Annotated in this window: 23 protein-coding genes, 1 tRNA gene and 1 pseudogene; 13 read left to right on the top strand and 12 right to left on the bottom strand. The window is 44.4% G+C overall.

Annotation, left to right across the window (positions count from 1 at the left end):
• Window positions 1-5 precede the first annotated feature (5 nt).
• The 3 genes from rclB to HEM79_RS18160 all read left to right on the top strand — a co-directional run bounded on the left by rclB (window position 6) and on the right by HEM79_RS18160 (window position 1,919).
• Window positions 6-242, top strand: coding sequence for a reactive chlorine resistance periplasmic protein RclB (gene rclB, locus HEM79_RS18170; protein ID WP_000475155.1), 237 nt, complete (start codon window positions 6-8; stop codon window positions 240-242).
• 11 nt (window positions 243-253) lie between these two features.
• The gene (gene rclC, locus HEM79_RS18165; RefSeq protein ID WP_176242028.1) at window positions 254-841 is read left to right on the top strand and encodes a reactive chlorine species resistance protein RclC; all 588 of its coding nucleotides are present in this window, start codon (window positions 254-256) and stop codon (window positions 839-841) included.
• 178 nt (window positions 842-1,019) lie between these two features.
• Entirely contained in the window at window positions 1,020-1,919 is a 900-nt protein-coding gene (locus HEM79_RS18160; protein WP_176242026.1) for a LysR family transcriptional regulator, read from the top strand.
• A 174-nt stretch (window positions 1,920-2,093) separates the two neighbouring features.
• Here the strand turns inward: HEM79_RS18160 and HEM79_RS18155 are convergent, their stop codons facing one another.
• The gene (locus tag HEM79_RS18155; protein ID WP_000848743.1) at window positions 2,094-3,143 is read right to left on the bottom strand and encodes an NAD(P)-dependent alcohol dehydrogenase; all 1,050 of its coding nucleotides are present in this window, start codon (window positions 3,141-3,143) and stop codon (window positions 2,094-2,096) included.
• Between the two features lie 162 nt (window positions 3,144-3,305).
• A complete protein-coding gene (locus HEM79_RS18150) occupies window positions 3,306-4,175 on the bottom strand; it encodes an aldo/keto reductase (protein ID WP_176242063.1) in 870 nt (289 codons plus the stop codon).
• Between the two features lie 250 nt (window positions 4,176-4,425).
• Here HEM79_RS18150 and HEM79_RS18145 point away from each other — a divergent pair, with 250 nt between their 5' ends.
• Together HEM79_RS18145 and HEM79_RS18140 are read left to right on the top strand one after the other, a co-directional pair.
• Window positions 4,426-5,277 (top strand): aldo/keto reductase, encoded by an 852-nt coding sequence (locus HEM79_RS18145; protein WP_176242024.1) that lies wholly within the window; start codon window positions 4,426-4,428, stop codon window positions 5,275-5,277.
• Between the two features lie 26 nt (window positions 5,278-5,303).
• Window positions 5,304-6,293 (top strand): aldo/keto reductase, encoded by a 990-nt coding sequence (locus tag HEM79_RS18140; protein WP_176242022.1) that lies wholly within the window; start codon window positions 5,304-5,306, stop codon window positions 6,291-6,293.
• Window positions 6,294-6,327: 34 nt separating this feature from the next.
• On the opposite strand, the gene HEM79_RS18135 is transcribed toward HEM79_RS18140, so the two are convergent.
• Entirely contained in the window at window positions 6,328-7,221 is an 894-nt protein-coding gene (locus tag HEM79_RS18135; RefSeq protein WP_176242021.1) for a LysR family transcriptional regulator, read from the bottom strand.
• Between the two features lie 313 nt (window positions 7,222-7,534).
• Between HEM79_RS18135 and ykgR the strand changes: the two genes are divergently transcribed.
• From ykgR to ykgO, 3 genes are all read left to right on the top strand, one after another.
• Window positions 7,535-7,636, top strand: a complete 102-nt coding sequence (gene ykgR / locus HEM79_RS18130; RefSeq protein WP_000662260.1) for a small membrane protein YkgR — start codon at window positions 7,535-7,537, stop codon at window positions 7,634-7,636.
• Between the two features lie 473 nt (window positions 7,637-8,109).
• Window positions 8,110-8,373, top strand: a complete 264-nt coding sequence (locus HEM79_RS18125; RefSeq protein ID WP_016159256.1) for a type B 50S ribosomal protein L31 — start codon at window positions 8,110-8,112, stop codon at window positions 8,371-8,373.
• The gene (gene ykgO, locus HEM79_RS18120; RefSeq protein WP_000866436.1) at window positions 8,373-8,513 is read left to right on the top strand and encodes a type B 50S ribosomal protein L36; all 141 of its coding nucleotides are present in this window, start codon (window positions 8,373-8,375) and stop codon (window positions 8,511-8,513) included. The genes HEM79_RS18125 and ykgO overlap by 1 nt, the downstream gene beginning before the upstream one ends.
• Window positions 8,514-8,631: 118 nt before the next feature.
• Here the strand turns inward: ykgO and HEM79_RS18115 are convergent, their stop codons facing one another.
• The 3 genes from HEM79_RS18115 to HEM79_RS18105 all read right to left on the bottom strand — a co-directional run bounded on the left by HEM79_RS18115 (window position 8,632) and on the right by HEM79_RS18105 (window position 11,414).
• On the bottom strand, window positions 8,632-9,321 hold the full coding sequence (locus tag HEM79_RS18115) for a tetratricopeptide repeat protein (RefSeq protein ID WP_176242019.1): 690 nt from the start codon (window positions 9,319-9,321) through the stop codon (window positions 8,632-8,634).
• Window positions 9,322-9,380: 59 nt separating this feature from the next.
• Window positions 9,381-10,676 carry a prolyl oligopeptidase family serine peptidase gene (locus HEM79_RS18110; protein ID WP_176242017.1) on the bottom strand — a complete coding sequence of 432 codons (1,296 nt, stop codon included), beginning with the start codon at window positions 10,674-10,676 and terminating at the stop codon, window positions 9,381-9,383.
• Window positions 10,677-10,766: 90 nt separating this feature from the next.
• Entirely contained in the window at window positions 10,767-11,414 is a 648-nt protein-coding gene (locus HEM79_RS18105; RefSeq protein ID WP_176242016.1) for an O-methyltransferase, read from the bottom strand.
• 145 nt (window positions 11,415-11,559) lie between these two features.
• On the opposite strand from HEM79_RS18105, the gene HEM79_RS18100 reads away from it, so the two are divergent.
• Window positions 11,560-12,237, top strand: coding sequence for a TetR/AcrR family transcriptional regulator (locus HEM79_RS18100; RefSeq protein WP_176242014.1), 678 nt, complete (start codon window positions 11,560-11,562; stop codon window positions 12,235-12,237).
• Window positions 12,238-12,394: 157 nt separating this feature from the next.
• Here the strand turns inward: HEM79_RS18100 and HEM79_RS18095 are convergent, their stop codons facing one another.
• Both HEM79_RS18095 and HEM79_RS18090 read right to left on the bottom strand, forming a co-directional pair.
• Window positions 12,395-13,168 carry an ABC transporter ATP-binding protein gene (locus tag HEM79_RS18095; protein WP_176242012.1) on the bottom strand — a complete coding sequence of 258 codons (774 nt, stop codon included), beginning with the start codon at window positions 13,166-13,168 and terminating at the stop codon, window positions 12,395-12,397.
• Complete coding sequence (locus HEM79_RS18090) at window positions 13,165-14,232, bottom strand: FecCD family ABC transporter permease (protein ID WP_016159263.1); 1,068 nt, start codon at window positions 14,230-14,232, stop codon at window positions 13,165-13,167. The genes HEM79_RS18095 and HEM79_RS18090 overlap by 4 nt, the downstream gene beginning before the upstream one ends.
• Window positions 14,233-14,441: 209 nt before the next feature.
• Here HEM79_RS18090 and HEM79_RS18085 point away from each other — a divergent pair, with 209 nt between their 5' ends.
• Complete coding sequence (locus HEM79_RS18085) at window positions 14,442-15,494, top strand: ABC transporter substrate-binding protein (RefSeq protein ID WP_176242011.1); 1,053 nt, start codon at window positions 14,442-14,444, stop codon at window positions 15,492-15,494.
• Window positions 15,494-16,186 (top strand): substrate-binding domain-containing protein, encoded by a 693-nt coding sequence (locus tag HEM79_RS18080; RefSeq protein WP_176242009.1) that lies wholly within the window; start codon window positions 15,494-15,496, stop codon window positions 16,184-16,186. The genes HEM79_RS18085 and HEM79_RS18080 overlap by 1 nt, the downstream gene beginning before the upstream one ends.
• Window positions 16,187-16,452: 266 nt before the next feature.
• On the opposite strand, the gene HEM79_RS18075 is transcribed toward HEM79_RS18080, so the two are convergent.
• Window positions 16,453-17,067 carry a YagU family protein gene (locus HEM79_RS18075; protein WP_001019913.1) on the bottom strand — a complete coding sequence of 205 codons (615 nt, stop codon included), beginning with the start codon at window positions 17,065-17,067 and terminating at the stop codon, window positions 16,453-16,455.
• Between the two features lie 745 nt (window positions 17,068-17,812).
• Here HEM79_RS18075 and HEM79_RS22740 point away from each other — a divergent pair.
• Window positions 17,813-17,974 (top strand): annotated as a pseudogene (locus tag HEM79_RS22740) (integrase); the annotation flags it as partial.
• Between the two features lie 14 nt (window positions 17,975-17,988).
• Here HEM79_RS22740 and HEM79_RS18070 read toward each other — a convergent pair.
• The 3 genes from HEM79_RS18070 to proB all read right to left on the bottom strand — a co-directional run bounded on the left by HEM79_RS18070 (window position 17,989) and on the right by proB (window position 20,547).
• Window positions 17,989-18,064, bottom strand: a tRNA-Thr gene (locus HEM79_RS18070).
• Window positions 18,065-18,178: 114 nt separating this feature from the next.
• Window positions 18,179-19,432, bottom strand: a complete 1,254-nt coding sequence (proA, locus tag HEM79_RS18065; RefSeq protein WP_176242007.1) for a glutamate-5-semialdehyde dehydrogenase — start codon at window positions 19,430-19,432, stop codon at window positions 18,179-18,181.
• Between the two features lie 11 nt (window positions 19,433-19,443).
• Window positions 19,444-20,547 (bottom strand): glutamate 5-kinase, encoded by a 1,104-nt coding sequence (gene proB / locus HEM79_RS18060; protein ID WP_001285269.1) that lies wholly within the window; start codon window positions 20,545-20,547, stop codon window positions 19,444-19,446.
• A 287-nt stretch (window positions 20,548-20,834) separates the two neighbouring features.
• Between proB and phoE the strand changes: the two genes are divergently transcribed.
• Window positions 20,835-21,890, top strand: coding sequence for a phosphoporin PhoE (gene phoE / locus HEM79_RS18055; RefSeq protein WP_032358935.1), 1,056 nt, complete (start codon window positions 20,835-20,837; stop codon window positions 21,888-21,890).
• Window positions 21,891-21,949: the final 59 nt, after the last annotated feature.

Raw genomic sequence — 21,949 nt, 5'->3', positions numbered from 1 at the left:
TTTATATGTTTAAAAAAACTGTTTTATTTGCAACGCTATTATCTGGCTTTATGGCTTTTTCCACCAATGCAGATGACAAAATAGTTCTGAAACATGTCAGCGTCTCGTCAGTATCAGCCTCACCGACCGTTCTTGAGGATGCCATTGCTGATATCGCCAGAAAACATGACGCATCATCATGGAAAATTACCTCCATGCGGATTGATAACAACTCAACCGCGACGGCAGTATTGTATAAATAAGGATGTTGATAATGGAAAAATACCTGCACCTGTTAAGTCGGGGAGATAAAATTGGCCTGACATTGATTCGTCTGAGTATTGCGATTGTTTTTATGTGGATTGGGTTATTAAAGTTTGTCCCTTACGAGGCCGACAGTATTACACCATTCGTCGCGAACAGTCCGCTAATGTCGTTCTTCTATGAACATCCGGAAGAATATAAACAGTACCTGACTCACGAAGGCGAATATAAGCCGGAAGCCCGGGCATGGCAAATTGCTAATAATACCTATGGTTTTTCCAACAGCCTTGGCGTCGTGGAGGTGATGATTGCTCTGCTGGTGTTGGCAAATCCTGTTAACCGGTGGTTGGGTTTATTGGGTGGATTAATGTCATTTGCCACACCGCTGGTAACACTCTCATTTTTAATCACCACTCCTGAAGCCTGGGTGCCGGCTCTGGGGGATGCTCATCATGGTTTTCCCTATTTATCGGGAGCCGGTCGTCTGGTGTTGAAAGATACCCTGATGCTGGCTGGCGCAGTCATGATAATGGCTGATTCGGCTCGGGAAATCCTTAAACAACGAAGTAATGAGTCGTGTTCAGATTTTAAAATTTAACTCTTTATAATCAGAACAGAATCTGTTGTTTAATTTTTCAGGCGTCAGTTTTCCCTTTGTACAGGTAAGGCTGACGCTATTTTTATGTTCAATGTTTCCTTGTTTAAGGTTGAGGCTTACCATATCTCTCACGCTAACATGTAAACAGATATCTTTTTTCCGCAATGAGAGGCAGAGAGTGGCACGAGAAAATCTTAATGATTTAATGACATTCATCGTTGTTGCGCGTGAAAAGAGTTTCACCAGGGCTGCTGCTCAATTGGGGATATCACAATCGGCTTTGAGTCACAGTATGTGCACCCTTGAATCTCGTCTGGGTATGAAACTCCTTACTCGCACCACCCGCAGCATATCGCTGACGGATGTAGGGCAATCAATGCTTGATGAGCTGGGGCCTTATATTGATGGGATTCAGGGAACATTGCAGCAACTAAAAGATCTCAACAAAAAACCCGCAGGAACCGTTCGAATATCCACATCCGATTACGCTATCAGGTCAGTTATCTGGCCAAAACTTGAGCCATTACTAAAAGAATATCCGGATATAAATCTGGAATTAATTGATGATTATACTTTAACGGATATTGTATCTGGTCGATTCGATGCAGGAACTCGCCTGGGAGAACAGATATCCAGCGGTATGATCTCTGTACGTATTGGTCCCGACGTGCGCTTTGCTGTTGTCGGTTCGCCAGCATATTTTTCTCAACACCCTTATCCAAAGCATCCAGATGACCTTATTAGTCATAACTGCATTAATCTTCGTTTTCCAACGCATGGCAATCTGTATGCGTGGGAGTTTGAAAAAGAAGGAAAAAGCCTGAATGTCAAAGTCAGCGGTCAACTGGTGTTTAGCCGTATCTATCAAAATTTGCAGGCGGCGTTAGAGGGCTACGGCCTGGCGCATGTTCCACGCGATATTGCGGAAAAATACATCGCCAGCGGCGAACTGATCAGTGTACTTGAAGACTGGTGTCCTTATTGGGATGGTTATTATATTTATTACCCGGAAAACAGAAATCACTCAAAAGCATTCCAGCTGGTTGTTGATGCGCTACGCCATCATAAAAAAAACTGAACATCAGGCAGACAAAAGCCAGGGCTATCGCAAGACTCTGGCTTTTTAATATAAAAATGTCTGTTAGTGCTCAGCGCAAATTCCTGCTCTCAAACACATTTTTGGTTCCATTATTGAACGCCTTTCTTGTGAGTTGCTGGAAAATATACAGAAGCTCTGCGCTGAATTATTCCGTTACTCAGCATTCAGTGAAGCCATGTCAATAACAAAACGATGTGCCATATCCCCTTTTGCAAGGCGAGCAAAAGCATCGTTTATTTGATCAATATTGATCATTTCACATTCGGGATAAATATTATGCTTCGCACAGAAATCCAGCACTTCCTGTGTTTCTGCAATACCGCCGATGAGTGAGCCAGCAACACGGCGACGCCCCATAATCAGAGGAATTGTTGACGGTTCTTCCATTGGTCCAACCTGTCCAACAATAACTAATGAACCATCAATATCTAACAATGGGGTGTAGATATTCAGGTCATGTTTAACGGGAACTGTATCGATAATCAAATCGAATGCACAGGCTGACATCTGTAATGCCTCTGGGTCTGAAGACGGCAGAATGCCTTTTGCACCGAGCAATTTTGCGTCTGCTTCTTTGCTTTTAGTCCGGCTAATCACAGTAACGTCAGCCCCCATCGCGACAGCCAGTTTTACAGCCATATGACCTAAACCGCCTAACCCAATAACGCCAACACGGCTGCCTGGGCCAACATTCCAGGTACGTAATGGTGAGAATGTGGTAATTCCGGCACAGAGAATCGGCGCAGTTTTGGCTAAATCCATATTTTCAGGGATCCGCAGTACAAATTCCTCACGTACCACAATATGTTTGGAGTAGCCTCCCTGAGTAATTTCGCCGCTAATCCGATCCTTAGCACCGTAGGTTGGCGTCATCCCGTGGCGGCAATACTGTTCTTCGCCTTGTTCACACTGGTCGCAATGCATACAGCTATCGACCATACAGCCAACGGCAACATGATCGCCTACTTGATATTTTTTAACCCCCTGCCCCACTGCTCTCACGATACCGACAATTTCGTGCCCCGGAATTAACGGATAAGGCTGAGGCCCCCAGTCACCATTAACTGTATGTAAATCTGAGTGACAAACGCCACAATAAAGAATTTCGATGGCAATATCATTGTCCCGTAACTCACGACGTTTAAAATGATAAGGAACCAGTTTTGCATCGGAAGAGAGTGCGGCATAACCGATAGTTTTCATAAAGTGCCTCTTCGTTATGAAATGATTGATAATTTAAGAATCATATTCTTAAATCGCTGGTTAAAACCCATATTGTCTGAATTTGCTATTTTATAAAACAGAACCTGTAAGCTCAGATAAAAACGTCATCATCCAAATAATATAGCTCAACAAATACCAAAATCAGTCATGTATTTTTACGCCAAGACAACCACGGACAAATTCAGGATTAAAATGTTTTACAGATTCACCAACATAGCCTAAATCAAGCGAGCTAATTTGCTCCATTTCTGCCTCTGTCAGTGAGAAATCCCAAATGGCGAAGTTCTCTTCAATACGCTGTTGATGAGTTGATTTCGGGATAACGACCACGCCACGTTGAATATTCCAGCGCAATATCACCTGAGAAATCGTTTTTTGGTGGGCATCAGCAATACTCTGAAGCATTTTGTTTTCAAATGGCTTATGTCTTCCGCCGCCTAACGGAGCCCAGGCTTCAGGCTGCACATTATAGTGTTTCATGATTGCCAGCGCCTCTGGTTGCGCAAAATAGGGATGCAGCTCAACCTGGTTCACCATTGGCTTTATTCTGACTGTCTCACAAAAGTTTGTTAATACATGAGGATAGAAATTGGAAACACCAATCGCTTTCAGCTTGCCTTCGTCATAAGCCGCTTCCAGGGCTCGCCACGCACTGAAATAATCGCGCATCGCCTGGTGCAATAAATAGAGGTCGAAATATTCAAGTCCCGATTTTTTTAACGATGCTTCAATTCCTGCTTTTGCCGAATCCTGATTAACCATATCCTGCACCCATAGTTTTGAAGTAATAAATAACTCCTCACGGGTACAAAGACCTTCCGAAATGGCCTCACGAACAGCTTCACCGACAGCATCTTCATTACTGTATACCGCAGCAGTATCGATTAGACGATAACCTGTTCGGATAGCACTCAACACCGACTGTTTACACTCTTCTTTATCGGTAACCTGAAAAACCCCAAAACCGATCATCGGCATTTTAAGATTGTTGCTTAATACAGAAAACACCACGGTAAGCACCTCCATCACGTATGACTTATTATTCTAAGTTAAAATACGACTCTCGATTAGTATGTAAATATCGATTTCACTTATGCAAATAATTCATCAATAAAATAGCCCCACACGATAACAGTGCTACTCAATCAGCATCCTGGCAGATTAATGAATTTTGTTCATAGCCCCTGACAAATCTCGCCGTCTAATTGAATAACTCTCTTTACGTTATGCTTCCAATGAACAATAACGGGAGGCTAACACCATGCAAACTGTAAAACTGAACAACGGTATTGAAATGCCCTTGCTGGGTTTTGGTGTATTTCAGATGACCGATGCCACCGAATGCGAAAGAGCGGTCATTGACGCTATTGATACTGGTTATCGACTGATTGACACCGCCGCCTCATATCAGAATGAAACTCAGGTCGGGAATGCACTGAAACAAAGCGGTATTGCGCGTAACGAACTCTTTGTCACAACGAAACTCTGGTTGCAGGATACCAGTTACGAAGGAGCCAAAGCCCAGTTCGAACGCTCTCTGAATCGGCTGCAACTTGATTACGTTGACCTGTATTTGATTCATCAGCCTTACGGTGATATCCACGGAGCCTGGCGTGCCATGGAAGAGCTGCACCTGGCTGGTAAAATTCGCGCGATTGGCGTCAGCAACTTCCATCCTGACCGACTGGCCGATCTTATCGCCTTTAATAAAGTGGTTCCTGCGGTCAATCAGATTGAAGTTAACCCCTTCAACCAGCAACTTCATGCCGTTCCGTGGATGCAAAGCCGTGGCATTCAGCCAGAGGCCTGGGCGCCGTTTGCGGAAGGTAAAAATGGTCTGTTCCAGCATCCCGTGTTAACGGCAATTGGCGAGAAGTATGGCAAAAGCGTGGGCCAGGTTGTTTTGCGCTGGATCTACCAACGAGGCATCGTTTCACTGGCAAAATCAGTGCGCAAAGAACGCATGGAAGAGAATATCAACATTCTCGATTTTGAACTCAGTCCTGAAGATATACTGCAAATTACCGCCCTGGATACCGCAACCAGCGCGTTCTTCTCTCACCGCGACCCGGCGATGGTGGAATGGCTGACTGGCCGCAAACTTGATGTTTAAGCCGCGATAAAAGAGGTATTCATTCAATGCAAAAACGTTATCTGGGTAAATCCGGACTCGAAGTCTCCGCGCTTGGGCTAGGTTGCATGGGTTTAAGCCACGGCTACGGCCCGGCGACAGATACCCGTCAGGCTATCGAACTCATTCGTGCTGCGGTTGAACGCGGCGTCACCTTCTTCGATACCGCCGAAGTGTATGGTCCGTATCTGAATGAAGAAGTGGTCGGTGAAGCCTTAAGACCGTTTCGTGACCGCGTGGTGATTGCGACTAAATTTGGTTTTACCTTCGGCGATGATAATAAGCAGCAGATTCTAAACAGCCGCCCGGAACATATCCGTGAAGCCGTTGAAGGATCATTACGCCGCCTTAAGACAGATGTTATTGACCTGCTGTACCAACACCGTGTCGATCCGGATGTCCCGATTGAAGATGTTGCAGGAACGGTGAAAGATCTTATCGCAGAAGGTAAGGTCAAACATTTTGGCTTGTCAGAAGCGGGGGCACAAACCATTCGTCGTGCCCATGCGGTACAACCAGTCACCGCCCTGCAAAGCGAATATTCCATGTGGTGGCGTGAACCTGAACAGGAAATCCTGCCGTTGCTGGAGGAACTGGGGATTGGTTTTGTACCGTTCAGCCCATTAGGTAAAGGTTTCCTGACGGGGTCGATTAAGCCGGGGACAACTTTCGGTAAGGATGATTACCGTAGCACCGTACCGCGTTTCGCTGCACAAGCCATTGAAGCCAATGAAAAACTGGTCACTTTGTTAGGCGAACTGGCTGCGGAGAAAAGGGTAACCTCTGCACAAATCGCACTGGCATGGCTGTTAGCACAAAAGCCGTGGATTGTTCCCATCCCAGGCACCACTAAACTGCACCGGCTGGAGGAAAACCTGGCCGCTGTCGACATCGTTCTTTCGCAGAATGATACTCAGCAGATCACCCAGGCACTGGAAACGATTAAAATCGTCGGTGAACGTTACTCGCCTGAGCATCAGGCTCGCGTAGGCCGTTAATGCTCAAACGGAGCCACAGTAAAATGCGGCTCCGTTATTCTGCGTAGCGAAGTGCATCGATCATCAGCGCAAAAGCAGGTGGGTGCTGCTTACGGCTTGGATAGTAAAGGTAATATCCGGGAAAAGTTGGACACCACTCATGTAAAACCTGAATAAGCTCGCCTGACTTTATATGATCCTGAACCGCGTTTTCGGGAACACAGGCGATACCAAATCCTGATAATGCTGCATCAATTCTTTCTGGCAGCAAATTGAACGTCAGTTGCCCATCAACTCTGACCCGTAACGGTTTCCCTTCTCGCTCAAACTCCCAGTGATAAAGTCCACCGGCAGTTGGCAGACGCATATTGATGCAGCGATGATTTTGTAGCTCGTGAGGCGTTCCAGGCGCAGGGTTTGTAGCGAAATAAGACGGTGCCCCCACCACAGCCATTCGCATATCTGGTCCAATCCTCACGGCAATCATATCCTTATCTATACTTTCGCCCAGCCGTACTCCGGCATCAAAGCGACCTTCGACAATATCGACAAAACCGTTATCCACCACCAGTTCGACATTGATTTCGGGATACTCTCTGAGAAAGGGTTTTAGCTTCGGCCAGATCAGACTGCGCGCGGCATGTTCCCCGGCAGATAACCGAATATTCCCAGAGGGCGTGCCGTCCCGTTGAATAAGTGATTCCAGTTCCTGTTCAAGTTCGTCAATACGAGGTTCAAGACAGGCGATTATTCTCTCCCCCGCTTCTGTGGGAGCCACGCTGCGAGTCGTTCGGGTTAAGAGGCGGATATTTAACCTTTCCTCCAGAGCCTTAATCGCATGGCTGAGAGCTGACTGAGAAACACCGAGTTTGCCCGCTGCTTTGGTAAAACTTCGCTCCCTTGCCACCACAAGAAAGATTTGCAGTTCGTTGAAGTTTTCTTTGAGCATTAGCGATTTCCTTGTAGAAGCATTCCCTTCAAAACGCACTTATGAAGGGTGTTCATAGATACAATCATTTTAGCTGTATTATATGCTTCCCCTGCGCCAATCAACGCCAGAATTGGTCACTCATGAGAGCAGACGCATCCCCGGAGCTGATTTTCAGGTGACGTATATCGATGACTTTGCTGTCATGAGTGATGGCTGATGTAATACATATTTTCAAATTTGTGATACACCTCAAAAAATTGGTTGACCAACCTCGTTATCTATATAAGAGGCGCTTATGAAGTGCGCTCTTTTTTAAAGCGAGGAAGTACCAATGAAAGAGAATAAAGTACAGCAAATCAGTCATAAACTGATTAATATCGTTGTTTTTGTTGCAGTTGTAGAATATGCCTATTTATTCCTCCATTTCTATTAATTACATCAAAAAATAATTCCCTTAGGTGATATTTAAAATATGTGCCCTCTACCTCCTTCGTAATAGTTATGCTCGTAGGGAGAGGTATTCGTACTGTTTTGAAGGGAAGTTTAAAGAAATCGTATTTGTGCCGCACTGAAAGAGATTGCGCATTGAGTCAGCATTTTAGTTACCCAATGCGCATGTTGGCTCACCAAATTGTTACTCTGGCTGCGTGATGAATAATCAGCCGGTAAAGCAGACCTCACCCACATTCTTAAATGCTTTCATACTGCTCAGCGGGTAGTGTCGTAAATCAGCAGTTCGGCTGCTGAATAGTGCCGTCACCAACGATAGCCAACAACATCTCTCACTTTCGACACGGTCGGTTAGTTGTAGGAATCCCGCATATCCAGATGGTCATGAGATTTTGTTGAAATTATCTGGATGAGAATGTATCTTGTTTGTTATGTTATAACGTAACAAGCAGAGCAATGAAACAAAATATCCATCCTGAATATCGTACTGTGGTGTTCCACGACACCAGTGCTGATGAGTACTTTAAAATTGGCTCCACTATCAAAACAGACCGTGAAATTGAACTGGATGGCGTGAGCTATCCCTATGTGACAATTGATGTTTCTTCAAAATCACACCCGTTCTATACAGGGAAACTGAGATCCGTTGCATCAGAAGGAAATGTAGCGCGATTTACCCAGCGTTTTGGTCGTTTTGTTAGCACGAAAAAGGGGGCATGATGAAAGTCCTTAACTCTCTGCGCACAGCAAAAGAACGCCACCCAGACTGTCAGATTGTGAAGCGAAAAGGACGCCTATATGTCATTTGTAAATCTAATCCCCGTTTTAAGGCTGTTCAGGGGCGCAAGAAAAAGCGTTAACTCTGAGTTCGAAGGTTCAACGACACCTGTCTGGCTGGTCGCATAATCATGCCTGATTAATGCTGGTGTATTCAGTACGCCAGCATTAACTTTCCGACAGACGTATTCTTCTTACTCATTAATGATTTTCTACCTGCTGATGCTCTGTATTACCTGCATCAATCGCTTTTTGATACCATTTTTGAGCCAGTTGGGGATTCTTCTCTACGCCCAATCCCAGAGAATAAATATCACCTAAAGCCACAAAACTGGGGGCAGTGATATGATCCATTCTGTTGATATGTTTAAGATAAAGATTTATCGCTTTTTGATAATCACGTTTTACGCCATAACCTTGCTCATAAAGTTTCGCCAGACGATACTGCGCCGTAACATCATTATTTTTATCACCGTTCTTATAATATTCCGCCGCTTTTTTATAATCCTGAGGAACGCCTAACCCTCTTTCATAAATAATCCCAAGATAACGTGCGGCTTTCATTTCTCCAGCTAAGTTAGCTTGCTCAAAAAGGCTTAAGGCTTTGGTATAATCAAACGGCACGCCATATCCATTAAGATATAAAATCCCTAAATCCAGTTTAGCACGGGAGTTCCCGCTGGCTGCTGATTTCGTCAACCATTTAAAAGACTGAGAGTAATTCACCGTTTGATTGTAGTTTCCATTCAGGTATGCTTCCCCCAATCTGGCTTGCGCTTCAGCATCTCCCTGAGCAGAGCGTGTAAGTATTTCATCAAAATTCATTTTTGATGGCGTATCTGCATATACAGATGCAGAAAAAACCAGAATTACAAATAATAACGCCTTCATTCTGTCCCTCGAAAAAACGACTGCCAACACGATACCTGATGACAGTCTGGCCTACTCTATTATTGTTTGCGTTGGTTAAATAACCATTCACGAATAGGTTCTATGCTGTAAGCAATACGCCATGTGTTACGATGCCCACTTGCTCCTTCTCGCGAAGAGTATTCATCAAATACACTATCTTTTATAAAAACGGTATAACGGATATTACTTTGTTCTTCAAACAAGGTGTCGGCAGCAAATCGATATTGTTCAGGGTCCCATTGACCATTCCATGCCGCGCGAGAAACCTTTCCGCCAAATTGCTCAAGACGTTCAGTAATCGCGTTGAAGCTAGGAAAAGCCCCTGAATCATCTTCTGAGGCCATAAACCACAATTTGTTTTTAGCTATTGGAGCAACCTGTTCCGCATCCCATTTTCCTGCAACCAGGTAACTCGCTGTGAAAAAGTCAGGATATTTGATATTCATGGCGATGGCCAGCATACATCCCCCTGACTGACCAGTAACATAAATACGTTCAGGATCTATTTTATATTCTTTTACCAAATACTGAACAAGATTTATTGTTGTATCAAGCAATGTTGAGGTACGCCAGTCATCATCAGCAATGATTTCATTATACTGAGGAGCTAAAACATAGCAGGGACGTTTCATTTGTTCTTCAGGTTCTGCCCAAATTACTGCGCCTAACCCCTGAAACAGAGTCGTTGTAACTTGTGCACTGGTAGCCCCTGCATCATGCATAAAAAGAACCAGTGGTAATGATTTATTTTGCTCTTCAGGAATAAAGAAATTATATTTCAGTATTTTCCCGCTTTCTTTATCTTTATATTCATCTTGTCTAAAACTATCCACCACCAGATTTGAAACGGCGTTAGTTTTCAGCGTAGTGTTTTGTGTGACAACAGCAGCAGAAGCATCTTTATATCTAATTGTTTGGTTTAGTTTTTCTCCTGCAACCCAGGTGGGTTTACCTTGCCCTTGTTTGGGAGCTGCTTTTTGTATTGTTGGATCCGTTATAGTTTCTTGCCATTCATTTTGTGGTTTGCTGTGTTCCAGTTCAAGAATCACGTACTTACCTGATTTTGCTTCAACCAAAGCTGTTGACTGGCTGATAAATATTTTATTGATATGATAATTTTTTACGCTAAACTCTGTTGTTAAAAGTTCTTCCTTATTTATAGTTTTTTCAAATTCAACAGCTATCGCAATAAGTCGAACTCCGTCACCAAATACTTGTGTAATAGCTGTAGCATTTATTGCTTTGTTATTGGTGTTTGCAAATACAATGCGAGGCATTGAAACAATTAAAGCACCCGCAACACTTTTAATTAAAAACTCTCTGCGCGTCGGCATAAATGCCCCCTTTACTTATGGTAAAAAAGTAGATGAGTATCAGTATGAACAAGGACTATAATTTTTCAACTTTATCATTCGTGATTATATTTAACTTATCTTCAGTGCTAACTCTGTGCCTCGTTTTATCGGCAATGTTATAGAAATAAAACCATTCTGTGGATCTCGAACATAAGATAAAAAATCTGGTTCTGCGTTATCATTTAATATATATCCACCCACTCGTAGCTGCGGTGCAACGATCTCAGTAACCTGACGAGCGAGGCTTGAGCCATCAGCAAGAGGAAAACCATCAATAAGAATAAAATCGACAGGACCACCGAGATCTTTCAGAGTTTCTCTCGCATCACCGACACGAATATCGACAAAAGACGTAAGACCTGCCTCTGCCAGGTTTCGAGCCGCGACGTCAGCCTTTTCCCGTACCATTTCAGAACCAATCACCAGTCCGCCACCATTATCTTTCATCGCAGCGGCAAAATAGAGTGCTGACATACCAACAGAAGTTGCAAAGTCCACAACACGAGTGGCTTTCATTGCCCGGCACAGTAAGTAGATAAGTTCCCCCTGCTCTGGGGCTATGGAAAAGCCGTAACTGGAAAATTTTTCAGGATCAAGTGCAGTAGCTTCGCGAAACAGCTCCTGCGGGGGATGTTTACGTTCATTATTCATGCGTTCCAGAACACGTAAAACCTGGGGATCACGAATGGGGCAGACACTATTATTTAATCGACTCATAAATAAGGACCTGTATTTTATGAAGTGATGTTACCTGGTTGTTTTCATACACCATGTTATGATCATTGCTTATGTTATTGGTATAGTGATACCATTTCTGGTACTGGTCAAGTACCAAAAATGAAATACAGGAGTAAATGTTTTGATGAACAAGAGCGAAGCGAGAACACCAGTGCGACGGGGAAGACCAAAAAGTGCCGGGCTTGATGAGCGTAAGAAAGCGATAGTTATTGGCGCGTATAGTGCCTTTATTGAGCTTGGTTTTGCCCAAACCTCAACTACAGAAATTGCTCGTCGGGCAAAAGTATCAAAAAGAACTATTTATGAGGTATTCAGTAATAAGAAGGAAATTTTTTCTGAAGTAATTAAAGAATATAAAACCCTGTTCCTCGATCTCCCAAGACCGGAAAACGAGATACTCCCCATCAATGAAACTCTGTTTCGCATATTCCGATTAGATATAGGTCAGGAAGAAGCTAAAGAGAGAGAAGCACTCTTAAAATTAATGACACGTGAATCAATTCTCTTTCCAGATCTTTCAGACTATTTATATGCCACTAAAACGCTTCATTCAAGAGAACTGTTAATAGAATGGCTGGATATTCAACAAGCTCAAGGGCGTATTGCTGTTAAAAACACGGGGAATTGCGCGGGGATGCTAATGGATATTGTTTTTGGTGCATTGATTCCTCGTCGATGGGTGTTGGACGTTAATGAAGATCAGACACTAACACCTGAAGGTCGTCAGCAGCAACTTAAGGAAATAAAAGAGCGTATCGAAACCGTTATACAAGGAATCAAAACTGAGTCTACTCATCCATAGCGTTTAATGGACGTTTTTTATGAAAATTACGAGGTAACACTCATACTTTATACAAGTAATCGTGCCATCAAAGATGAAACCGATTTACTCAATCTGACTGATGAAGGTGTCAAAAAGCGCCGGGAGGCGCACGATGAAAAATCTTCAATACGCGTGACTAATCCGGAATAACACCATCGACAATAAATTGTAACACCCCCTGAGAACAATGCTCTATCCGTCCACGAATATGATATACACTAGCCAGATTCTCTGGCGTAATGACCTCTTCTGGATTTCCGCTGGCAATAAGTTTGCCTTTTTTTAGCATTACGACATAATCGGCATATCGTAATGCGATATTTATATCATGAACTACCATGGCTGTGACTATATTACGACTTCGTGTCTCGCTTCTTACTAAATCCATAACATGAAACTGGTGGTTTAAATCCAATGCACTCAGTGGCTCATCCAGTAGTAATATAGATGGATTACGGGCCAATGATTGCGCCAGTCCAACCAGTTGCCGCTGGCCTCCGGATAGTTGATCCAGATAACAAAAGGCCAGATGCTCTATTCCTAGTTGTCTGAGAATAGCTATTGATTGTGTTTTTTCATCTATGCTCCCTATCTTTGAAGCACGCAGAGCAACAAAAATAGATTCCAGCACATTCAGATGCACGTCATGCGGTAAGAACTGTGGTAAAAATATTGTGCTGTTGGCACGGGCTGAAAATGGCATCTGCGTAAGGTTGACCCCATCAAGAAATATATTACCGCTAGCCTTATTCAGTCCCGCCAGGGCACGTAGCAACGTCGACTTTCCGCAGCCATTTGGCCCCAGAATGATGGTTATTTTTCCGCGAGGGAGTTCAGATAAACTAAGATCACATATTACGTTTTTTTTCTGATAACCCGCGTTTAATTTATACAGTGAAAGACCTTTCATAACAAACTCCTGCGATAACGCAGAATAATACTAATAAATAATGGAACACCGACAAGCGATGTGACGATACCAATCGGGATAATGACGCCAGGAATAATACTTTTCGAAGCAATTGAAGCCAGAGAGAGCACCAGACCTCCAGTCAATACGCTTCCCGTCAGATAAAAACGGTGTTCCTCACCAAATAGCATTCGGGAAATATGTGGAGAAACAAGGCCAATAAAACCAATTGGACCAACGAAGGCTACCGACAATGCAGCAAGTAAACTTATACGTAACAGGGAAGAAAGACGCAGTTGATGTGCATTGATACCAAACCCCATCGCCCTCTCTTCTCCCATGCGCAATGCTGTAAGTTGCCATGAGCGAGAAAATGACCATAGAAAAACAATGATAAATACGCCTGATAAAACACCCAGCCTACTCCAGGATGCGCGAGCCAGACTGCCCATTGTCCAGAATACCAGTCCCTGGAGAGTATCCTCATCCGCAATAAACTGCATCATTGCCACAAGTGCATTGAATGTGAATACCAATGCGATACCCAGCAAAATCACTCCCGAAGTAGCTATTCTTAGCCAACGAGACATGCTATCGAGTAATAAAGCTGACAAAAGAGAAAATATAAAAGCGTTTGCTGGAACAAACCATGTTGCCGATATACCTGGAATACCGATCCCCAGGACAATAGCCAGAGCAGCACCAAATGCCGCCGCAGAGGAAACCCCAAGCGTAAAGGGACTGGCTAATGGATTGTTGAGGATCGTCTGCATTTCTGCGCCCGCGAGCCCCAAGGCCATGCCAACCAGCAAAGCCATTAAGGCGTAGGGTAATCGAATTTCCCAAACAATGACATGGATGCTGGTATCAGGGCTAAACGGATGCATTAATGCGTGCCATAGCTCACTGACTGACAAACTGGAAGAACCCAGAATGATGTCCAGAAATAATGAGAGAAGGGTCGCCAGAGTTATTATTGAAATCAGTATAATTCGTTTACGGACAAGTTGATGGTACTGATACTTTATCGTATCAGGCGATTGTGAATAGATGGGATACGGCAACGTAACGACTCCTTTGTTTCTGTTATTCTGGCAATACGCCTTTGGGGTTACAGATAACTGAATTGAAAGTCTCTGCTGAACAAATAAAAATCACATTCTCTTCATATAACCACATCAAAAATGTCCCCGAATCACTTTTCCCAGCGCCTGACTGGTGTTACCATTTCGATATATAATCATTTATATATCGTTTTTTAGTGTGATGGAATATGAAAATAAATAATAAGTTGTTTTTATTAATGATTTTTTTGCTTTCTTTATCATTTACTACGCAAGCTGAACGAACTTTCACCGATCAGATTGGTCGGGAGGTAACAGTACCCGACAAAGTTGATCGTATCGTTGTGCTCCAACATCAAACTTTGAATCTTTTAGTACAGATGAATGCCACCGATAAAATCGTGGGTGTTATGTCAAACTGGAAACAGCAACTTGGCAGCAACTATGCACGACTTGCACCAGAATTAGTCAGCAAAGCGTCATTAGGAGATTTAACCCATGTCGATGCTGAAAAATTGGTGGCCCTGCATCCACAGGTCGTTTTTGTCACCAATTATGCGCCGCAAGAAATGATCGACAAAATCAGTAGCCTTGGCATTCCAGCAGTAGCAATTTCTTTGCGGCATGATGACGAGGGAGAGAAAAATAAACTTAATCCAACAATGGCTGATGAAGAACAGGCTTACGTAAAAGGGCTATATGAAGGGATTATGCTGATAGGCAATATAATCAATAAGCCTGAAGAGGCTAAAGCGTTAATCAAGGCCACTGAAAATGGTCGCAGTATTGTGAGTGATCGACTGCAAACTCTCCCCGAAGAAAAGCGTGTTCGTGCCTATATGGCTAATCCAGAATTGACAACTTATGGTTCCGGAAAATACACAGGATTAATGATGAAACATGCCGGTGCAGTAAACGTCGCCGCGTCCACCATTAAGGGGTTCAAACAAGTCTCGATGGAGCAAGTAATTGCATGGAATCCTCAGGTAATTTTTGTGCAAAATCGCTACCCTGGCGTGGTGAATGAAATACAGTCAAATCCGCAATGGCAGGTAATAGATGCGGTCAAAAATCATCGTGTTTATTTGATGCCAGAGTATGCAAAAGCATGGGGCTATCCGATGCCAGAAGCTATGGGTATTGGAGAGTTGTGGATGGCGAAAAAACTGTATCCTGAAAAATTCAATGATATCGATATGCATAAAATAGCCAATGACTGGTATAGAAAATTTTACCGTACTGATTATCAGGGTGAAGAATAATGCGTGTACTTGCTGCGGGTAGCTTACGCCAGGTATGGAAATCACTTATGTCGAATTATCAGGGTGATAATATTCAATGTGATTTTGGACCTGCAGGTATATTGCGGCAACGTATTGAAGCGGGTGAAATATGTGATTTTTTTGCATCCGCGAATATGGCCCATCCACAAATGTTAATGGCCGCAGGACATGCATTGTATATTAAACCTTTTACCTACAATCGCTTGTGTCTGTATGTTCGGGCTAATAAAATTAATGTAAATGACGACTGGTATTCTTTATTAAACAGAGAAACGTTGCGAATCGGAACGTCAACCGCAGGATGTGATCCCGCTGGCGATTACACTCACCAGCTTTTTGAAAATATGGGTAGTATTGGCGGAAAAATAAGACAACGGGCTGTTGCATTGGTGGGGGGAAGAAAGTCATTACCTCTTCCAAGAAATGTGATAGCCGCGCAGTGGCTAATTGAAAATGATTATACCGATCTGTTCATAGGTTATGCCAGTTACGCTCCTGGATTAGAATCAATTGAATCAGTAAAAGTTATAGAAATACCTGAACCTTATAATCCGGTTGCCATCTATGGATTTGCTTGCCTGACTGAGAAGGCCAGACCACTTTGCAACTTTTTAGTTTCCTCAGATGCCAGGGCAATACTTGAGCAGCATGGGTTTATGTCATCAAGTTGAGCCTACGCGCTTCACATTACAAATCATAAATATCATTTTAAATCAATCAGTTAGTTCATCATAATTACGTTTCTATCCCCGATCTCAAAATATGCGAAGCCTTATGAATCTCAGATTTACCCCGCATGCGTATTGATATCTGCATGATCCAGGAGAAAATGACCTAAATACAAATGGTGTTGCAGATGAGTGAAAGGAAGAATAAAGCAACAGCTTTGACCTATAAAAATGGCGCTGTATCTGCGCCATTTTTATCATTCAATACGTTATCTGTTTGAACCTAAAGGGATCTCAGGATCAGGCTCATGAGTAATTCTGTTTCGTAAATCTCTACGAATAATTTCAATGGACCAGAACCATACTAAATGTCCAAAAATTTCAGAGACATTCTCATACCACGGGAGATCAAAAAGAGGTGGTGTAAGTCCCATTAGAGGGAATGAAATCATATGAACAAAAAGTTGTGCTAAAGCGCCTGCAAGCAAGCCCTGCCAAAGTTTAATTTTTGGAAATACTTCGGCGACCACACAATAACCAACAGCAAAAACTATCGAAAAGATTATGTGCGTTACACCAACCCAGTTAAAGACATGTCCGGCGAAGGTATAAACCGCCGAATTTGGATCTGTCAGTCCCAACCAATCCCGAAGGAAAATATATGGAGGGTTGAGAAAGTTACGGGAGCAATCAATTTGTCCTGCCGCCCTGATTAATGATTCCGGGCCACACGCTGCATTGAACATATCAATCGGGCTACGTGGCGGCAATGGAACTTCTGCTCCCCACTTAACAAATGCTGAAACAACGCCAGCAATCAGCCCGATGAATGCAGCAAGACCATAACGTCTACGGTTCGGTGGAGTTTGCTCAAATATATTCATACTTACCCTGTTTATTTCATTACGTTAAAACACCTCTTTAGGAGTATTCATAAAAAAACGCAAATGTAAAGAACTGTATTGTTTTGTATTGATATCAGGTTGTTTAACAACCAAGTAACGCATACTACATAATTTCTCCACATTTTCATGTTAAATATAATAAAGAGAGTATGATGTTTCTCTCAGAGATAATTAATCATTCCTTTTGCCCACCTCAGCGGTGGGCTTTTTTATGCAAAGTATAAAAATCACACAAACAAGGAAAAAATAATTCAAAAATAACCGTAACTTATCACTTTCCTGAGTGTTACAAACAACAATAGTTAATCTTTCGTGGTTATATTCTATCTGGCTGATAATATCTAAACAGATATACAAATTAATAAGAATCACTAATCATTAAACACATATACCACTGAAAGATCACCCGCCTTCCGCAGGTGGTAACAATAGTATAACTGCGGTTTTGTTGTGATTTTTATCAGCAGTATTAGTGAATTATGAGCCATCAGAATCCATGCATGACGTGTGCCTGGTATGCATTTTTCCGAGTATCTTGTTACTAAGCCGAGATGCCGGATAATGCACGAATAATAAAAGTCTCAGCCGAAGAATAAACAGCTCCGGTGGATAGAGCCTCATGAAGAAGTGGACTGACCCAATAAAGTTGGGTGTCCAACTTTTGGGATGTAGTCCAAAGCACTAAGGCTGATTGTTGAATTTGCACTGACAACAGACTTCGTGGCAGGAAATGGGAGGCTGGGAGTCTATCCAGATGGCTCAGAGATACGCTCACCTTTCAGCCGGGCATCTCACCGAGCACGCGAGCAAAATTGACGCAATTATAGGTCGCAATGTCCCAGATACGGCACAAGAGGAGAACGTGGTTTACGTAAATGTAATATAACTTATTGATTTAAATGGTGCCGATAATAGGAGTCGAACCTACGACCTTCGCATTACGAATGCGCTGCTCTACCAACTGAGCTATATCGGCCCTGAAAGGACATGTTCACGAACGTGAATCACGGTGGACAAGGTTAAAACTAACCGGGCGATGCGTCAATGGCCTTGTGAATCAAACGGCTACTTTTGCATCACCCGGTTTTATTTACGCACGAACGGTGTAATCACCAATGCCGATCCACTTGTAGGTGGTCAGTGCTTCCAGCCCCATCGGGCCACGCGCATGAAGTTTTTGTGTGCTTACCGCGACTTCCGCCCCCAGACCAAACTGGCCGCCGTCGGTAAAACGCGTAGAGGCGTTAACGTAAACAGCGGACGAATCCACTTCGTTAACAAAACGCTGGGCGTTGCGCATATCACGCGTCAGGATCGCATCGGAGTGTTGCGTGCCGTGTTCACGAATATGCGCGATGGCATCGTCCAGATCGCTGACGATTTTGACGTTCAAATCTAATGACAGAAACTCATCGTCGTACTCTTCGGCTTTAACAGCCACCACCTTCGCGGGGCCTGCCTGCAACTTCGCCAGTGCAGCAGCATCTGCGTGTAATGTCACGCCGCTTTCTGCCATTTGCTTGCTTAATGCGGGCAGGAAGCTATCAGCGATGTTTTTATTCACCAGCAACGTTTCTACCGTATTACACGTACTCGGGCGCTGAGTTTTCGCGTTGACGATTACTTTCAGGGCTTCAGCGATCTCTGCACTTTCATCAACGTAAATATGGCAGACGCCAATACCGCCCGTGATCACCGGTATCGTCGACTGTTCGCGGCACAGTTTATGTAAACCAGCCCCGCCGCGCGGGATCAGCATGTCGATGTATTTATCCATACGCAGCATTTCACTCACCAGCGCACGGTCAGGGTTATCAATTGCCTGAACTGCGCCTGCCGGTAAACCGCAGGATTGCAGGGCGTCCTGAATCACCGCCACCGTTGCAGCGTTGGTGCGACAGGTTTCTTTGCCACCGCGCAGGATCACCGCGTTACCGGTTTTCAGGCACAGGGAAGCGACATCAACCGTCACGTTCGGGCGCGCTTCATAAATTACGCCAATTACCCCCAACGGCACGCGACGACGCTCCAGACGCAGACCGCTATCCAGCACACCACCATCAATCACCTGCCCCACCGGATCGGCGAGATTACACACCTGGCGCACATCGTCGGCAATGCCTTTCAGTCGCGCGGGCGTCAGTGCCAGACGGTCAAGCATCGCTTCGCTAAGGCCATTGGCACGCGCGTCAGCAACATCCAGGGAGTTAGCGTTGAGGATGCTTTCTCTTTGTGCTTCCAGTTCATCGGCGATCTTTTCCAGAACGCGATTTTTTTCGCGGCTGGAGAGTTGCGCTAATTTATACGAGGCTTGCTTCGCGGCAATGCCCATTTGTTCCAGCATCGGCCTGCTCCTTAACGGGTAATCATGTCATCACGGTGAACGGCAACCGGGCCATATTCATATCCCAGTATTGCATCAATTTCTTGCGAGTGGTGTCCGGCAATGCGACGCAATGCATCGCTGTTGTAACGGCTGACGCCATGAGCAATATCGCGACCTTCGAGGTTGCAAATACGAATGACTTCACCACGCGAGAAGTTGCCGCTCACGCTTTTAATACCTTTCGGCAACAGGGAGCTGCCACGTTCAAGAATGGCGGCGGTCGCCCCTTCATCAACGGTAATTTCCCCCGCCGGTGGCGCGCCAAAAATCCAGCGTTTACGGTTTTCTAAAGGCGTTGCCTGGGCATGGAACAGCGTACCGACAGAAATACCTTCCATCGCATCACCAATAACGCCCGGCTTGTTACCTGCGGCAATAATAGTGTCGATCCCCGCACGGCAAGCCACGTCAGCAGCCTGCAGTTTGGTGCCCATACCGCCGGTTCCGAGACCTGAAACGCTGTCACCGGCAATCGCCCGCAGTGCGTCATCAATGCCGTAAACATCTTTAATCAGTTCTGCCTGCGGATTGTTGCGCGGGTCAGCGGTATACAAACCTTTTTGATCGGTCAGTAGCAACAGTTTATCGGCACCCGCCAGAATCGCCGCCAGCGCAGAAAGGTTGTCGTTATCGCCGACTTTAATCTCCGCCGTAGCAACAGCATCGTTCTCATTAATTACCGGAACGATGTTGTTATCGAGCAGCGCACGCAACGTATCGCGAGCGTTCAGGAAGCGTTCACGGTCTTCCATATCGGCACGGGTCAGCAGCATCTGCCCGACGTGAATGCCGTAAATTGCAAAGAGTTGTTCCCACAGTTGAATCAGTCGACTCTGCCCTACCGCCGCCAATAGTTGCTTCGAGGCGATAGTCGCTGGCAGTTCCGGGTAACCCAGGTGCTCACGTCCGGCGGCAATCGCGCCCGACGTCACAATGACTATCCGATGCCCGGCGGCATGTAACTGCGCGCACTGGCGAACAAGTTCTACGATATGGGCTCGGTTCAGACGGCGCGATCCGCCTGTTAGCACACTGGTGCCGAGTTTTACCACCAGCGTCTGGCTGTCACTCATGATTCTCTGCCATTCAATTTTAGGAAAAATGATATCAAACGAACGTTTTAGCAGGACTGTCGCCTGTTGCCAACCATCTGCGAGCAAAGCATAACGTTTTGTTGCGCGGGATCAGCAAGCGTAGCGGCAGTTGTTTACGCTTTTATTACAGATTTAATAAATTACCACATTTTAAGAATATTATTAATCTGTAATATATCTTTAACAATCTCAGGTTAAAAACTTTCCTGTTTTCAACGGGTCTCTCCTGCTGAATATTCGCGCGTTAATTAAAATCAGGAATGAAAATGAAAAAGAGCACTCTGGCATTAGTGGTGATGGGTATTGTGGCATCTGCATCCGTACAGGCCGCAGAAATATATAACAAAGACGGTAATAAACTGGATGTCTATGGCAAAGTTAAAGCCATGCATTATATGAGTGATAATGACAGTAAAGATGGCGACCAGAGTTATATCCGTTTTGGTTTTAAAGGCGAAACGCAAATTAATGATCAACTGACCGGTTATGGTCGGTGGGAAGCGGAGTTTGCCGGAAATAAAGCGGAGAGTGATACCGCACAGCAAAAAACGCGTCTCGCTTTTGCCGGGTTGAAATATAAGGATTTAGGTTCTTTCGATTATGGACGTAACCTGGGCGCGCTGTATGACGTCGAAGCCTGGACCGATATGTTCCCGGAATTTGGTGGCGACTCCTCGGCGCAGACCGACAACTTTATGACCAAACGCGCCAGCGGGCTGGCGACGTATCGGAACACCGACTTCTTCGGCGTTATTGATGGCCTGAACTTAACCCTGCAATATCAAGGGAAAAACGAAAACCGCGATGTTAAAAAGCAGAACGGCGATGGGTTTGGTACTTCACTGACGTATGACTTTGGCGGCAGCGATTTCGCTATCAGTGGAGCCTATACCAACTCTGATCGCACCAACGAGCAGAACCTGCAAAGCCGTGGTACGGGCAAACGTGCCGAAGCGTGGGCAACGGGTCTTAAATACGATGCCAATAATATTTACCTGGCAACCTTCTATTCTGAAACGCGTAAAATGACGCCAATTTCTGGCGGCTTTGCTAATAAGACACAGAATTTTGAAGCGGTCGCTCAATACCAATTCGACTTTGGTCTGCGTCCATCTTTAGGTTATGTGCTATCGAAAGGAAAAGATATTGAAGGTATCGGTGATGAGGATCTGGTCAATTATATTGATGTCGGTGCCACCTATTATTTCAACAAAAACATGTCAGCGTTTGTTGATTATAAAATCAACCAGCTGGATAGCGATAATAAGTTGAATATTAATAATGATGATATTGTCGCGATAGGAATGACATATCAGTTTTAATAATATTGCCGGATGCGGCGTGAACGCCTTATCCGGCCTACGAAAACCACTATTTCAGG

Source organism: Escherichia sp. 93.0816 (genome assembly GCF_013368855.2).
GTDB lineage: Bacteria > Pseudomonadota > Gammaproteobacteria > Enterobacterales > Enterobacteriaceae > Escherichia > Escherichia ruysiae.
The sequence above is the reverse complement of the archived record's forward strand: the minus strand, read 5'-3'. Positions and strand labels throughout refer to the sequence as shown.